Raw genomic sequence first — 14,812 nt, forward strand, 5'->3', positions numbered from 1 at the left:
GAGCACTTGATTTCTTGTGCTTGCGATCAGGACGGGGTTTTAAACCCAACCTAATCACTGTGCACTCGCATCAAGCGCCCACACTTATCGGTTGTTTAATTGTTAAAGAGCGGTACTGCCAAATTCGGTACTACTTACTGCCCACTGGCAGCGGCGCCTGCTTTCGCTAGCGCTGCGTTGTCAGCAGCAGAGAAACGAGATTATGAAGAAGTTTTTTTAGCTTGTCAAGTTAGCGTCACAACCTTCGTTTCGCTCACTTGGCTTGCAACCTCTTCAGGTCCGCCTCTCTTAGCAGCTATCGAAATATCAGGGTTAACCCTAAGTTTTCGGCAACTGCCAAGCCCAAGACTATAACACGATTTTTGCAGATTGCGCAACTGGCTTTTGCCTAAGTTGCTGCAGTCCTTGCAATAACCGCTTGGCTTTCATTACTGACCGCCTGGTGGCAGACCCGGCTGATTTCTCGTGCCCGATCCGTTGTGCTTGCTTGGCTTCGCGGCTCAGAACTGCCCGAACTGCGAAGGAGCGAGACTATAGCACAAGTTTTGGACCGTGGGGGCCAGTATCCGGACTTCCGTCTTCGCCCTTCGTCTCGTGCCCCCGCCTACCTATAGTGCTCGCCATGCGATCTCTATATATAGATAGTTGTCTCGCCCCGCCTGCCCTACGTTTACTATTCGCCTGTACGACGTACCCAACTGGAGACGAACACGCTATGCCCCCAGCCATCGCCCTGAGCGAAGATATCCTGATCAATGTCACCCCCTTTGAAACCCGCGTTGCGCTGGTGGAACAAGGATCGGTACAGGAACTGCACGTAGAACGCAGCATTCAGCGGGGCCATGTCGGCAACATCTACCTGGGGCGCGTGGTGCGGGTGCTGCCGGGAATGCAGAGCGCGTTCATCGATATCGGACTGGAGCGCGCGGCCTTCATCCACATCGCCGACCTGCGCGAGAACCGCGGCGAAAGGAGCCAGGGACTCACTCCCACGCCCATCGAAAAGCTGCTGTTCGAGGGACAGACCATCATGGTGCAGGTGGTCAAAGACCCGCTAGGCACCAAGGGCGCGCGGCTGTCGACCCAGATCAGCATGGCGGGCCGGATGCTTGTCTACTTGCCGCACGACCCGCATATCGGCATCTCGCAGAAAATCGATGACGAATCCGAGCGTATCCAGTTGCGCGAACGCCTGCAGGCCTTGATGCCCGCCGAGGAAAAAGGTGGATTTATCGTTCGCACGCAGGCAGAAGGCGCCAACGATGACGAACTGACGGCGGATCTGGAGTACCTGCGCAAGTTGTGGAGCAGCGTCCAGGCGGCTGCCCGCAGCCAGCCTGCCCCTGCCCTGCTGCATCAGGACCTGACGCTCGCGCAGCGCGTGCTACGGGACATGGTGGGTCCGAACACCGGCGCCATTCTGGTGGATTCCCGCACAACCAGCGCGGCGATGCTGGAATGGGCACGGGTCTATACCCCCTCGGTGGTGGACCGGATCCAGCATTACAGCGGGGAGCGCCCCCTGTTCGACACCGCCAATGTCGACGATGAGATTGCGCGGGCGCTCTCACGCCGGGTCGACCTCAAATCCGGCGGTTACCTCATCATCGACCAGACCGAAGCGTTGACCACGGTGGACGTCAATACCGGCGGCTTCGTGGGCGGCCGCAATTTCGACGACACCATTTTCAAGACCAATCTGGAAGCGGCCCAGGCCATTGCACGCCAGTTGCGGCTGCGCAATCTTGGGGGCATCGTCATCCTGGACTTCATCGACATGGAGGAGCAGGAGCACCGCGAAACGGTCTTGGCCGAGCTGAAGAAGGCATTGTCGCGCGACCGCACCCGCATGACGGTCAACGGCTTCACGCAGCTCGGCCTGGTGGAGATGACCCGCAAGCGGACCCGCGATTCGCTGGCACATCAGCTATGCGAACCTTGCCCCATGTGCGAGGCGCGCGGCAACGTGCGTACGCCGCGCACCGTCTGCTATGAAATCCTGCGCGAGATCCTGCGCGAGGCGCGGCAATTCAATCCCAAGGAATTCCGCATCCTGGCCTCGCAAGAGGTGGTCGATCTATTCCTGGAAGAAGAAAGCCAGCATCTGGCGATGCTGGGCGACTTCGTGGGCAAACGCATATCGTTGGAAGTGGAAGGCGCGTACTCGCAAGAGCAATACGACATCATCCTCGTCTGATTTCAGGAGATCCTGTCCGTGGTGCCGACAAATTCCAGCGGGCAGTAAAAACCGCCGTGGAACTGAGCCGCGACAGGATCCTCCGGAATGTTCTGCGCCAGGATTTCGGGGGCAAACACCTCGGAGTCATCTTGCGGCGCATAGCCCAGGAACTTCGCGTTGGAATTGTCCCAGCGGTTGCGCAGGTTGTTCGACACCCCATAGACCACCGTGAAATGATAGGACTCGTGCTCCACGCAACGGGCCGCCAACTGCGCCATGTCGCGGTGGCTGATCCAGGTCAGCAGTTGCCGGGCTTCACTGGGGCGGTCCGGTGTGCGGAAGGTCCCGATCCGCAAGCAGGCGACTGACAGGCCGAACTTGTCTGCGTACATGCGGCCCAGGGCCTCGCCAAACACTTTCGACACGCCATACAGCGAGTCGGGCCTGGGCTGGACCGTGTCGTCGAGGAATCTTTCCCGCCGGTGATAGCCGACGGCGTGGTTCGAGCTCGCGAAAACCACTCGCCGCACGTTCTGGCGCCGGGCGGCCTCGAACACGTTGTAGCAACCCTCGATATTCATGGGCAGGATCTTTTCCCAGACATCGGCCCCGGGAATGCCGGCCAGATGGATGACGCAGTCGATACCTTCCATGCAGCGCTCCAGGGACGCGATGTCCCTGACATCCATCGTGCAGACTTCCTCGTTCTCCGCTGCGGGCTCCTGCGCGGCGATGTCCGCCAAACGCAGCAAGGCGTAGCGCTCGCGCAGCTGCGAGCGCAGGCAAAGACCGATGTTGCCGGCCGCTCCGGTAATCAGCACGCGCAGATTTTCGGGTTTGTTAAAGGGTGTCATCAATCAGTCCAGTCTCTATTTAGAGTGAAGACGCGGCGGCGAGCAAAGCCGCGCGCGTCCATTACGGCTTTTGCTTGGCGGCGATCAGCGCGTCATACAGCGCCTGACCATTGGGAGCTTCGCCGACGAGTTTTTTCACGACAGGCCGCGTGGCTTGCACCAGCGAATCAAGATTGCTGGGATAGACGATGGAGACGCCTTTCGTTTCCATCGTTTTCATGCCTTCGTCATAGACCTTCTTGTAATAGTCACGCGCGTAGGCCATGGCTTCGTTCGCGGACTCCTTGATGATTTTCTGCTCTTCGGGCGAAAACCGGTCCCAGCGGTCCTTGGACATGAGCAGCAACGCCGGATGGATATTGACGTGCGTCATGTTGAAGTACTTGGAGACCTCAATGAATTTGTCCGAAACAAACTGGTCCGGGGTCGTTTCCCCGCCATCCAGAACCTTTTGCTGCAGAGCCAGGTAGAGTTCCGAATAGGCCATGGGCGTGGCTTGGGCCCCCAGAGCCTTATAGCTTTCGACATATCCCGGCGATTGAATGACGCGGATTTTCATGCCCTTCAGGTCTTCGGCCGAATTGACGGGTCTATTGCCGAAGACGTTGCGCTCGATTGCCGAAAACCAGCCCAGGCCGACCAGACCGTACTTGGGAAGGACTTCCATGAATTTGTCGCCGGCAGGACCATTGAGGATCTGGTTGGCCTGCTCGACGCTATCGAACAGGAACGGCGAGTCAAACACCAGGAATTCCTTGACGATGCCGTTCAAGGTCGGCTGGCCCGTGATGACCAGATCGGTGGCGCCGGCCACGGCGCCCTGGATCATGGTCAGTTCACCACCCAGCTGCGAGTGCGGGAACACGGACACCGTGATTTTCCCGTTTGACTTGGTCTTCAGCACATCGGCGAACTTCTGCGCACCGACGTGAAAGGGACTGTCCGTCGTGAGCGTATGCCCGACGTCCATGTTCACCGCATGCACCGGGGCGGCGCACACGAAGGAGGCCACGATGCTGGCACCCAGGATTTTCTTGAGTATTTTCATTTTCCGTCTCCTCGATTTTCTAGCCGCCCCGGGGCATATATCCCCATCGGGCGGGCGATTTATTCTTTATAAGAAAAAGGTACTTATGGCAGGCACGTAAGAAATAATCAGCACATCGAGCACGAGCACGGCGAGGAATATCACCAGGTACTTCGCCAAGTGATGCATTTTCAGTTGGGCGACTTCGCACACGACGAACAGGTTTACACCGACCGGCGGGGTCACCATGCCGACCGCCAGATTGGTGATGACGATCATTCCGAAATGGATGGGATCGATGCCGAAAGCCACGCTGATGGGCGCCAGGATCGGCACGATGATCAGGATTGCCGCCAATGCCTCGATGAACATGCCGACCAGGAACAGCATGACGTTCACCAACAGCAGGAACACGATCGGATTGGTGGTCCCCGAGCCAAGCATGGCGGCGACTTGCTGCGGCACCTGGTTGATCGTCAGCAGGTACGCGAACACGGCGGCGAACGCTACGATCAGCAAGATGATGGAAGACATCACTGCGGACCGCGCGAAAATGCCAAGCAGATCCTTGACCGTTATTTCCTTGTAGACAAAGAGCCCGAGCGCCAAGCCATAAAGCACCGCGATGCAGGAGGCCTCCGTTGCAGTGAATAATCCACCGTAAATGCCGCCCAGAATGATCACTGGCATCATCAACGCGAGCGTCGCATCCTTCAGGGCGATCAGGACGCCCTTCAGCCATCCCGTGAAGCTGACAGCGCTGACCTCATCGAAGCCCTGGATGCGAGCAACCAGGCAAACCGTGAGGATCAGCGAGACGGTAATCAGCAGTCCGGGCAGGATGCCCGCAAGAAATAGCGAGCCGACCGACACGTTCGCCGTCAGCGCATACACAATCATCGGAATCGATGGCGGAATGATTGCCCCCAGCTCTCCGGAAGAAGCGGCAATGGACGCCGCAAATGATCTCGGATAGCCCTTTTTCTCCATTTCCGGGATGAGCACGGAGCCGATCGCGGCGGTCGTCGCGGAGGAGGAGCCGGAGACTGTTGCGAACAACAACGACGTCAATACCGCAACCGCCCCCAGCCCGCCCCGGATCCAGCCAACGAAAGCATTCGCCAACTGAACCAGGCGGGTGGCCACCCCGCCCGAGGACATCAGATGCCCGGCCAGGATAAAGAACGGCACCGCCATCAGGCTGAACGAATCCAGCGACTGGAACGCCATTTGCGCCACGATCAGAAGCGAACGGTCGCCCGCCTGCAAGGCGAATGCAGCGGACATGCCCAGGGCCGTGACAATGGGTGCGCCGATAATCAAGATCGCCGTAAACGATAAAAACAGGACCGGGATCACAGTGCCCCTCCTTCGCTATTCTGCATCGCCGCCGCGGCGCGCTCCGTCTCGCTACCCTCGCGGGACACCTCTATATTCGCGAGTTCCTTGACGACATGCGTGAGGGTATTCAGGCTCATCAGCACGCAGCCGATAAACATGAATACGTAGATATATGCCATGGGCATTTCCATCGCGGGCGAGGTTTGCCGCAGGCCGAGCTCTAAGAGCCTGATCGATTTCCAGGCCAGAAGGAGCGCAAGCATCAAAGTCAGCACATGCGCCACCACGCGCAGCCAGCGAGCGACCGACTCGGGCACCATTCCGATGAAAGCGTCCACGCCAATCAGGCGCAGGCGATAGGTAGCGACAGCACCGCCAAGAAAGACGCTGCCGACCATCATGAAACGGCCCAGTTCTTCCGCCCAGGGCGTGGAAAGCGGAATACCGGAATAGGTGTAAAGCAGCCGTACAAAAACAGAAATTGAAATCGCCAGAACCATTCCTATAAGAAACAGTCCGGCGCATTTTTCCGCCGCACCGTTTATCGAATTCATTATTCGCTGCAGCGTTTGAAACCTCTCGTGTGAGGCACAATACCCGGCCATGCGGAGCCCTCCCTTCTTGTCTCATTTATTTATTCACGCCTTTTTGAGCCAGGCGTTGGATAAGAAATATACTCAGCGGCATGCGATTCGTAAAATTCAAATAACGGAACATTCTTTTCAAAAAAATCGATGGCTAAGCCTTCACGCCAGGGAGCGGGGTTTCAATAATGTTGAGTGATCTCAAGCAGTTGCGCGCTTTTCTCACGATCGCCCGGCTGGGCAACTTCACCAGGACCGCGCATGAACTGAACATTTCGCAGTCGGCATTGACCATCCAGATCCAGCAACTCGAGTCCCATCTGCGCACGCGGTTGTTCGACCGGAACCACCGGAGCGTCAGCCTGACACCGCGGGGCCAGGAGCTCTACCCTCGGATCGAAAAACTGGTGGCCGAAATCGAGGATTTGGTCACCTACGCCCGGGACACCAGCGATCGCGAACGCGGCACCGTCACGGTCGCCGTCCTACCCTCCCTGGCAGCTGGCCTGCTTCCCCAGGCCATTCACCGGCTGAACCGCGACTACCCCGGCATCACCGTCTGTGTGCGGGACACAGTTGCCTCGCGTGTCAACGACATGACCCGCAGCGGAGAGGTCGATTTCGGAATAGGCAGTCCGATCAAGCGCGATCAGGAGCTGGTGTGGGAGCAACTGGTGACTGACCGCTTTTGCGCCTACATGGCCCATGACTATCCCTGGGCCGCGCCGGACTCGGTGACGCTCAAGGATTTGGCCGAACATCCGCTCATATTGCCGGTGCGGGAAAGCAGCATCCGCACCCACATCGAAGCAGCGGCAGACAAATTGAAGATTTCGCTGCCTGCAGCGTATGAAGTCGTCTACAACTCGACTGTTTTGGCGATGGCGGCGCAGGGCCTCGGCGTGGCCATTCTCTCTGAGCTGGCGGCCCGGGAAGGCGACACCAACCGCCTGCGTTGCGTTTCGATCAATACGCCGCCGCTATACCGCCATATTGGCATCTTGCGGCGGGCCGGCCGGTCGCTGTCGCGTTCCGCTGAATTGCTGACAGCAGCATTGCGGGAAATCGCGACCCAGGAATGACCTATGCCCCTAGCAGGTGGCAAATGGAATTTCACTTCATTATGTGCGAATAATGTGACTTAATAATTCGATTGCAATCATTTCTGAAAGCGATGGCGGCAGAGAGGATGACCCGATAAGCTGCGGGCGCCTTCAGGGTATACCCTGACCATTTCTTTCGTTTCTCGGAGATTGATGCAATGAAGTCCCTATTCCGTCCGTTCCTGATACTGGCCGCAGCCCTGCCCCTGGTGCTGGCCGCTTGCGGCAACAAGGAACCTGAACAGCGTGCCGCGTTCACGCAGTTCCTGCAGACCCGCATCGTCGACAAGCCCGGCGTGCGTGTCCCGCAGTTGACGGAGGAAGAAAAGAAATCCTTTGGCGACTATGCGGCGCAATATGCAGTGATCACCGACTTCAACGCCGGCATGGACGCATCGGTCAAACCCTTGTCCGGCATCATGCAGAAAGGCTCCATGCGCTCGCTGAACGATATTGTGGCCCGCCGCGATGACCTGAAGGCCGTCCAGGCCTCGCTCAATGACATGGGAGCAGCGCTGAAGGAACAACAGGCCAAGGCTGATGCCGCGCGCGCTCAGCTCAAGCAACCGGAAGACCTGAAGGCGGTGTACGACAAAGCTTATGAGAAGACGGTCAGCCTCCCGGCCGACACCTTCCGCGATGTGCTGCCGCAATTGAACGCAACCTTCGACAGCAGCCTGAAGATCGCCGATTACGTCGCCGCGCACGCCGCGCAGATCGACATTTCCGGCCCCATCGTCAAGGTGCAGGATCCCGCCGTGCAGGCCGAATTGAACAAGCTGCTGCAGGATCTGAATGCGCAGGCCAAGAACGTGCAGCAGGCGCAGACCCGCATGCAAGCCGTCATGGTCGGCCGCTAACCGAAGCCTGGCATAAAAGCCCCGCCGCGCTCATCGCGCGGCGGGGCTTTTTTTTGCCGCCGGGCCGCCCCAAGGCAAAAAAAGCGCCCCCTCGGGGGGCAGCAAGCCGAAGGCGCAGCGTGGGGGCCGTTCTTTTCAGCGATGAATCAGGCCTCGGCCACCGCCACACGGTTGCGCCCGGCCTTCTTGGCCCGATACACGGCGGCATCGGCCGCCTCGACGAGGCTCTCAGCGGTGCCGTCGGCCTGAGGAACTGCAGTTGCGACACCAACGCTTATCGTGACGACTCCGCCGTCGGCGCCTTCGTGCGGCATTTTCAGGGCGGCAACCGTCCGCCGGATGTTCTCGGCGATCTCCGCGGCGCGCTGGCGGCTGGTGTTGGGCAGCAGCACGACGAACTCCTCGCCTCCGTAACGCGCGACCAGATCGCGCGGGCGCCGCACCTTTTTCTTGAGCGAGAGCGCCAGCCGCTTGAGCAACTGGTCCCCTTCTTGATGGCCGTAGCGGTCGTTGTAGCGCTTGAAATGGTCTGCATCCAGGAACAGCAGCGATAACGGCGAGCGTTCGCGGCGCGCATTCTGCCACTCGCGCTGCAGCGCTTCGTCGAACGCGCGACGGTTGGCCAGCCCGGTCAAGCCGTCCGTATGGGCCTGTATCGCCAATTGCGTCTCGACCGCCTTTCGCAGAGTCATTTCCCGTCTGAACAGTACGATCAGCGCGACGACCGACAGCAACAATGCCGTGGTCACCGGGATGATGAACCACGCGCGGCGATTTCAGGGTTCAAGCAGTTCATCCACGTCCATGGCCACGTCGATGATGAGCGGCGTGTCCTCGATGCTTGCGAACGTGTAATAGCGGTTCACGCCGTCCGGAGACAACGCGCCCACGAACGAGCCCTCACGACGGATCAGGAATTGTTGGAATTCCAGCGCCATGCCGATGTCGCTACCCAGGTCATTCAAGGAGTATGGCGCTCGCAGCAGGACCAGGCCGTCATTGCGAAAGACGCTGATCTCGTCGCGCTCGCCGATCGACAACGCGGCGAAGCGGTCACGGAAATAGGCCAGGCGCAGCGAACCCGCGACCACGCCAGCGAAACTGCCGTCCGGGTTGGACAGCCGCCGGCTGATGGCGATGCTTTCATCGCCGTCGCGCAGGCGGCTGCGATAAGGCTTGCTGACGTACATGCCGACGTCGTCCGCATCGCGATGCACCTGGAAGAAATCCCGGTCGGCGAAACTTCCTGCTGGCGCATCCACGGAGCCCGAGTGATAGCGGATATTGCCCTCCTTATCCAGCACCACGACAGCGCCGAGGTACTCGGCCGCCGAGGGCCGGTCGAACAGGAAGCGGTACAGCGTTTCGGGCGCAAGCCGGTCCAGGCCGGGTTCACGCAGACGCTCGGCCATGCCTTGCAGCGACAAATCATAGACATGCAGGGTACGACTGATATCCGCGGACAGCACCCCGGTAATGTTGCGTGCCGAGGCTTGCGCGGCGTCCCAGGTGGCGCGCCGGTCGATCCAGAGCAGCGCGACCGCCGCCGCGCAGATACCGAGTGCGACGAGCACCGCCAATGCATACAGCGCGCGATGCATAAGCCCGCGAGACTTCAATACGGCGCTCCTGCACAAGAAATATCGGGAGTGGCTGCGCTCAGGTTACCGCTGCCGTGGCGATGCGGAACGGAAAGGCCTTCGCGCCCCGCACTTTGTCGGTCTCGCGGTGCGCGCTGATCGACCAAGCGGGGCCCGATCCGCCCGTGTGCGATACCAGCTGGCGCATGGAGCCCGCCGAGAACCCGCAGCGCAAGGCCGAGGCCTGCCGCCGGGCCAGTTCTACGCAAACAGCTTGCGGCGTCGTGGAAATCCGATCCGATTGCAGCATGGCAGCCCCCTGGCATATGCGCGTCAAAAAAGAAAAGTCTGTGCGGATAAATCTACCTTAGCCATCGGGGCTTGAGCATGAAATGATGCGAAAAGTAATGCAAAAATGACGAAATACTTGGTTACGCAGTTGGGCTGGCGGCGGCGCTCTCGGTTTCCCGGTCGGGTTTGTCGTTCTTGCCGTCCGGTGCGCTGGTCATGTTGCCGTACAGGAGCGAACGGCCAGCGAACAAGCCGCCTGCGACCTCCAGATCAAACCGTTCCGTGTCGCGCCTGCGGACGTCCTGCACGACTTCCGCGGCCTCGTCGGGGGGAACACCGATCACGCGCAGCGCAGCTTCGCCAAAAGCCAACGCCGATTCCAGCGTTTCACGCACCTGGTAGTCCACCCCTTCCTTGGCCAGCGCCAGCGAATGAATGCGGTCGTAGGCGCGCACCACGACCCGCACCAGCGGAAACTCCGCCTTGATCAGCTTGACCATATGGTTGACCGCTTTCGGGTCGTCTATACAGATCAGGATGGCGCAGGCATTCTCGGCGCCGGCGGTGCGCAGCATGTCGATGCGGGTGCCGTCGCCGTAATAGACCTTGACACCCCACTTGGCGGCCGCCCGGATTGCATCGGTGTCGGTATCCAGGATGGAGACCGTCAGGTCGCGGGCAAGCATCGCCTGGGTCACGATCTGGCCGAAGCGTCCAAAGCCCACGATGAGCGCACAGCCCTCGAGGTCCTTGGCCACGTCCACGCCTTCCATCGAGGGCGCTTCCTTGGGCAGCAGCCAGCGCAGCGCCAGCACGCACAACGGCGTAAGCGCCATGGAAATTATGACGACCGCGGTCAGCACTGCGCCGGTATGGGCGTCGAAGATACCTGCGGCGGCGGCCGCCCCATACAGCACGAAGGCAAATTCGCCGCCCTGCGCCAGCAAGGCCGCGCGCGTCATGGCCTCGGCGTGCGAGGCTCGCAGCACCCGGGCCACCACATATACGCCCACCGACTTCACCAGCATGAACACCACCACCGCCGCCAGGATCAGCGGCCACTCGCGTACCACTGCCGACAGGTCCAGCGACATGCCGACGCCCAGGAAAAACAGGCCCAGCAAGATGCCGCGAAAAGGCTCGACTTCCGCCTCCAACTGGTGGCGGAAGGTAGATTCCGACAACAGCACGCCTGCCAGGAAGGCGCCCATGGCCATGGACAGGCCGCCCAGTTCCATCAGCAGGGCCGCCCCCAGCACCACCAGTAAGGCGGCAGCGGTCATAACCTCGCGCGCATGGGCGGCCGCCAGTAGCCGAAATAGCGGGTTGAGCAGCCAGCGACCGGCGGCCAGGAGGGCCAGGATGCAGGCCACCGCGATGGCCGACTGCGTCCATGGGTCGCCATGACTGGAAGCGTCCACCGGCGCGAGCAGGGTCGCCAGGGCCAACAAGGGCACGATGGCAAGATCTTCCAGCAGCAGGATGGAAACGATGCGTTGGCCCTGAGCACTGGCTGTTTCCCCCCGCTCGGCCAGGATCTGCATGACGATTGCGGTGGACGACAGCACAAAACCCATTGCCGCCATGAAGGCCGCAGGACCCGAGAGCCCGGCCAGCAGGCCGACCACCGTCAGCAGCGCGCCGCAGGCCAGCACTTGCGCCACCCCCAGCCCGAAGATCTCGCCGCGCAGCTTCCACAAGCGGGACGGCTGCATTTCCAGGCCGATGATGAACAGGAACATCACCACGCCCAGTTCGGCCACATGCAGGATGGATTTGGGATCGGAAAACAGGCCGATGCCGAATGGGCCGATTACCAGGCCTGCGGCCAGATATCCCAGGACGGATCCCAAGCCCAGGCGCTTGAACAGCGGAACCGCGACAACCGCAGCCCCCAGCAGGACGACGACATTGACTAGCTGATTGCCTTCGGAAGGCAGGGACATGGGGCGCTCCTGAGCACGGCGGAACAAAGCGCCTCGAGGCGCCCCCCGCGCAACAGGCGGGGCCGGGCCTGCCGTCAGGCCCGGCTCCATTTTCCGGCAATCCGGACACTTGGCAATCCGGAAATGCGACAGGAAGAGACAACCGGCAGGCGACCCGCTCCGGGCGCCCAGCGGCAGCAGATCAATCCTCGCGGAATTGCATCTTGTAGAGCGATGCGTACAAGCCGTTGGCGGCCAGCAGCTCGGCATGAGGGCCTTGCTCGACGATTTTGCCGGCGTCCAGCACGATGATGCGGTCGGCGTTCTGCACGGTCGACAGGCGGTGGGCGATGACCAGCGTCGTACGGCCCTTCATCAGGCGCTCCAGCGAAGCCTGGACCTGGCGCTCGGATTCGTTGTCGAGCGCGGACGTGGCTTCGTCCAGGATCAGGATGGGTGCGTTCTTGATCAATGCGCGGGCAATCGCCAGGCGCTGGCGCTGGCCCCCGGAAAGGCGAGCGGCATTTTCGCCCACCGGGGTATTGAGGCCCTGCGGCAACCCTTCGACGAATTCCAGCAGGTTGGCTGCGGCCAAGGCATCGCGCACCTTCTGTTCGCTGGACTTGCCCAGCGCGCCATAGCCGACGTTGGCGGCGATGGTGTCGTCGAACAGCACCACATCCTGGCTGACCAGCGATAGATGCGAGCGCAGGCTGCGCAGCGTCAGCTCGTCGATCGGCGTGTCGTCCACCAGGATGGAACCGCTGTCGGCCAGCACGAAGCGCGGCAACATATTGACCAAGGTGGTCTTGCCGCTGCCGGACCGCCCCACCAGGGCCACGGTCTGCCCAGGTTCCACGGTGAAGGAAATGTTATTGACGGTATCGCGGTCGGCGTCCGGGAAGCGGTGCGTGACGCCGCGAAATTCCACTTTGCCTCGCACGGGCTCGGCCAGTTCCTTGGTGCCAGTATCGTTTTCGGGCTTCTGGTCGATCAAGGTGAACACGCTTTCCGCCGATACCAGCATCTTCTGCATGCGGGCGGCCACGTTGGTCAGACGCTTGATGGGGTCGAAGATCTGGGCCAGGGCCGCCATGAAGGAAGCGAAACTGCCCACGGTCAGCGCCCCATGGTTAGCCTGGCTGAGCGCCACGGCAATGACCGCGCCGACCGAGATCGAAATGCAGACCTGGGTAAGCGGCGTCAGGGCAGCATCCGCCGTGGCGGTGCGCATGGCGAAACGGCGCAGGCGGCGGCTGACGAAATCAAAACGGCCGCGTTCGACTTCATAGCCGTCAAACAGCTTGATGACGCGTTGGCCGTCGATGCCTTCGCCGACGACGCGGGTCAACTCGGCGTTCATGTTCACGGTTTCGCGGTTGATGCGGCGCAGACGCTTGATGAAAAAGCGCGAGATCAGCACCGACACCGGCAGCATGATCAGGATGATCAGCGTCAGCACCCAGGACATGTACAACAGCACGCAGATCAGGGCGACCACCACCAGGGTTTCACGCACCAGCACCGTGATCACGTCGGTGGCGTAACCGGTGACGTTGCCCGCGTCGATGGTAAAGCGGTTGAGCAAGCGGCCGGTGTCGCCCTGTTTGAAGTCGGCGTCGGGCAGCCCGAGCAGTCGCTCGAACATGTCCTTGCGCATGCCCAGCAGCACGTTGTTGGCCACCCAGGCCAGCAGATAATCGCTGAAGAAGTTGCAGATGCCACGCAGCAGGATCAGCCCCACCACCGCCAACGGCAAAGCCCAGACGTAGTACGGTTTGGCGCCCGAAAAGCCCCCGTCCAGCAGAGGCTTCATGATGACGGCCAGCACCGGCTGGGTAGCCGCCGCACCGGCCATCAGCAGGACGGCAAGCAACAATCCCTTCCAGTAGGAGCCCACGCGGCTGTATATCCGACTCCAGAGTTCAGCTTTGACGGGTTGGGAACTCGCGGGCGCGTTGCGTGCGGCAGAATTCAAAGGGATCACTCGCTTTTATACAATCGTGGCGAGAATTGTACCGGCTGCGCGACAAGTCGCCCTCCGAGTCATGCCCCTTCAGCCCTAACGCGCCTAGCGCCCTTCCATGTCCGATATCAGCTGCCTGTACGTCCGGTTACCCAATTGGGTGGGCGATGTTTGCATGAGCCTGCCCAGCCTGCGCGCCTTGCACGCCAGCGGCCTGCCCCTGGTGATCTGCGCCCGCCCCTGGGCCCGCGACCTGCTCGACGGCGTGGCCAAGCAAGACTTCATACCCATGCGCGGCAAGGTCGGTCCCGACCGGGCGGCGGTCAGCGCGCACCGCCGCGGCCTGGGCGTCCAGGGACGCCGCGCCCGGGGACTGCTGCTGCCGGACTCCTTGTCCAGCGCGCTGGTGTTCCGGCTGGCGGGACTGCCTTCGGCCGGCTATCGCGACGACGGTCGCAGCTTTCTCTTGCGCTGGCCGTTTGCCAAGCCCAGCGACGCGCTGCACGCGGTCCAGTCCTGGCATCACCTGACCCGCGAGGCCCTGGCCCGCTGGGGCCTGCCCAGCGGCCCGGCCGAACCTGGCCCGACCCTGGATCTCCCCCTGACGTCCGCCCATCAGGGCGCCGCCGACCTGGCGATCGAAGCCGCCGGGCTGGCGGGGCAGCGTTTTGTGCTGATCGCGCCCACCGCCACGGGGCTGCACAAAGGCAAGATCAAAGTCTGGCCTGGATTCGATACACTTACCCGCGCCCTGCAGGCTCGCGGCCATACCGTGGTAATGTGCCCCCCTCCGGCCGAAACCGAGGAGGCGCTGCGCAATGCTCCCACGGCGCTGCTGCTGCCTCCCCTGTCCCTGGGCGCATTCGCGGCGCTGACGGCGCGGGCGGCGCTGGTAATTTGTAACGACTCCGGCGTCTCGCACGTGGCTGCGGCAGCCAATGCCCGCGAATTGACCCTGTTCGGCGTCACGCGTCCAGGACGAACCGGCCCGTGGTCGCCGCGTGCGGTATGCGTCGGCTCGGAGCATGCATGGCCGTCCGCCGAGGAAGTTGAGCAGCAAGCCAACCTCCTGCTGGACGAGACGCAGTAATCAGGATTTTTT

At 61.4% G+C, this 14,812-nt stretch carries 13 protein-coding genes; 4 read left to right on the forward strand and 9 right to left on the reverse strand.

Features of this window, described 5'->3' with window-relative positions:
- Positions 1-733: 733 nt before the first annotated feature.
- Positions 734-2,197, forward strand: a complete 1,464-nt coding sequence (gene rng, locus CEY08_RS00005; RefSeq protein ID WP_042796885.1) for a ribonuclease G — start codon at positions 734-736, stop codon at positions 2,195-2,197.
- Positions 2,198-2,199: 2 nt separating this feature from the next.
- Here rng and CEY08_RS00010 read toward each other — a convergent pair whose 3' ends face one another.
- The 4 genes from CEY08_RS00010 to CEY08_RS00025 form a co-directional block, all read right to left on the reverse strand.
- The gene (locus tag CEY08_RS00010; protein WP_076812279.1) at positions 2,200-3,033 is read right to left on the reverse strand and encodes an NAD-dependent epimerase/dehydratase family protein; all 834 of its coding nucleotides are present in this window, start codon (positions 3,031-3,033) and stop codon (positions 2,200-2,202) included.
- A gap of 61 nt (positions 3,034-3,094) precedes the next feature.
- Entirely contained in the window at positions 3,095-4,081 is a 987-nt protein-coding gene (locus CEY08_RS00015) for a TRAP transporter substrate-binding protein (protein WP_076812276.1), read from the reverse strand.
- A 66-nt stretch (positions 4,082-4,147) separates the two neighbouring features.
- Complete coding sequence (locus CEY08_RS00020) at positions 4,148-5,419, reverse strand: TRAP transporter large permease (RefSeq protein WP_076812273.1); 1,272 nt, start codon at positions 5,417-5,419, stop codon at positions 4,148-4,150.
- Positions 5,416-5,955: a TRAP transporter small permease gene (locus CEY08_RS00025; protein WP_232033752.1), complete on the reverse strand. Its 540-nt coding sequence runs from the start codon at positions 5,953-5,955 to the stop codon at positions 5,416-5,418. Before CEY08_RS00025 ends, CEY08_RS00020 begins: the two co-directional genes overlap by 4 nt.
- A gap of 218 nt (positions 5,956-6,173) precedes the next feature.
- On the opposite strand from CEY08_RS00025, the gene CEY08_RS00030 reads away from it, so the two are divergent.
- Positions 6,174-7,067 carry a LysR family transcriptional regulator gene (locus CEY08_RS00030; RefSeq protein ID WP_042792750.1) on the forward strand — a complete coding sequence of 298 codons (894 nt, stop codon included), beginning with the start codon at positions 6,174-6,176 and terminating at the stop codon, positions 7,065-7,067.
- 179 nt (positions 7,068-7,246) lie between these two features.
- Positions 7,247-7,948 carry a DUF3053 domain-containing protein gene (locus CEY08_RS00035; protein ID WP_042792749.1) on the forward strand — a complete coding sequence of 234 codons (702 nt, stop codon included), beginning with the start codon at positions 7,247-7,249 and terminating at the stop codon, positions 7,946-7,948.
- 146 nt (positions 7,949-8,094) lie between these two features.
- On the opposite strand, the gene CEY08_RS30095 is transcribed toward CEY08_RS00035, so the two are convergent.
- The 5 genes from CEY08_RS30095 to msbA all read right to left on the reverse strand — a co-directional run bounded on the left by CEY08_RS30095 (position 8,095) and on the right by msbA (position 13,722).
- Entirely contained in the window at positions 8,095-8,697 is a 603-nt protein-coding gene (locus tag CEY08_RS30095) for a diguanylate cyclase (RefSeq protein ID WP_249278893.1), read from the reverse strand.
- A gap of 27 nt (positions 8,698-8,724) precedes the next feature.
- The gene (locus CEY08_RS30100) at positions 8,725-9,567 is read right to left on the reverse strand and encodes a cache domain-containing protein (RefSeq protein ID WP_249278894.1); all 843 of its coding nucleotides are present in this window, start codon (positions 9,565-9,567) and stop codon (positions 8,725-8,727) included.
- 40 nt (positions 9,568-9,607) lie between these two features.
- Positions 9,608-9,838 (reverse strand): hypothetical protein, encoded by a 231-nt coding sequence (locus CEY08_RS00045; RefSeq protein WP_042792747.1) that lies wholly within the window; start codon positions 9,836-9,838, stop codon positions 9,608-9,610.
- Positions 9,839-9,959: 121 nt separating this feature from the next.
- Positions 9,960-11,765, reverse strand: a complete 1,806-nt coding sequence (locus tag CEY08_RS00050) for a monovalent cation:proton antiporter-2 (CPA2) family protein (protein ID WP_042792746.1) — start codon at positions 11,763-11,765, stop codon at positions 9,960-9,962.
- A gap of 181 nt (positions 11,766-11,946) precedes the next feature.
- Positions 11,947-13,722, reverse strand: a complete 1,776-nt coding sequence (gene msbA / locus CEY08_RS00055) for a lipid A export permease/ATP-binding protein MsbA (protein WP_063642299.1) — start codon at positions 13,720-13,722, stop codon at positions 11,947-11,949.
- Between the two features lie 106 nt (positions 13,723-13,828).
- On the opposite strand from msbA, the gene CEY08_RS00060 reads away from it, so the two are divergent.
- The gene (locus CEY08_RS00060; RefSeq protein ID WP_063641586.1) at positions 13,829-14,800 is read left to right on the forward strand and encodes a glycosyltransferase family 9 protein; all 972 of its coding nucleotides are present in this window, start codon (positions 13,829-13,831) and stop codon (positions 14,798-14,800) included.
- Positions 14,801-14,812 lie beyond the last annotated feature (12 nt).

Source organism: Achromobacter insolitus, from assembly GCF_002209555.1.
Taxonomy (GTDB): domain Bacteria; phylum Pseudomonadota; class Gammaproteobacteria; order Burkholderiales; family Burkholderiaceae_B; genus Achromobacter; species Achromobacter insolitus.

Bases quoted from the DNA above. Each gene is read 5' to 3' on its own strand.
- CEY08_RS00010 (WP_076812279.1), bottom strand. From the start codon at position 3,033: ATGACACCCTTTAACAAACCCGAAAATCTGCGCGTGCTGATTACCGGA.
- CEY08_RS00015 (WP_076812276.1), bottom strand. From the start codon at position 4,081: ATGAAAATACTCAAGAAAATCCTGGGTGCCAGCATCGTGGCCTCCTTC.
- CEY08_RS00025 (WP_232033752.1), bottom strand. From the start codon at position 5,955: ATGAATTCGATAAACGGTGCGGCGGAAAAATGCGCCGGACTGTTTCTT.
- CEY08_RS00030 (WP_042792750.1), top strand. From the start codon at position 6,174: ATGTTGAGTGATCTCAAGCAGTTGCGCGCTTTTCTCACGATCGCCCGG.
- CEY08_RS00035 (WP_042792749.1), top strand. From the start codon at position 7,247: ATGAAGTCCCTATTCCGTCCGTTCCTGATACTGGCCGCAGCCCTGCCC.
- CEY08_RS00045 (WP_042792747.1), bottom strand. From the start codon at position 9,838: ATGCTGCAATCGGATCGGATTTCCACGACGCCGCAAGCTGTTTGCGTA.
- CEY08_RS00050 (WP_042792746.1), bottom strand. From the start codon at position 11,765: ATGTCCCTGCCTTCCGAAGGCAATCAGCTAGTCAATGTCGTCGTCCTG.
- CEY08_RS00060 (WP_063641586.1), top strand. From the start codon at position 13,829: ATGTCCGATATCAGCTGCCTGTACGTCCGGTTACCCAATTGGGTGGGC.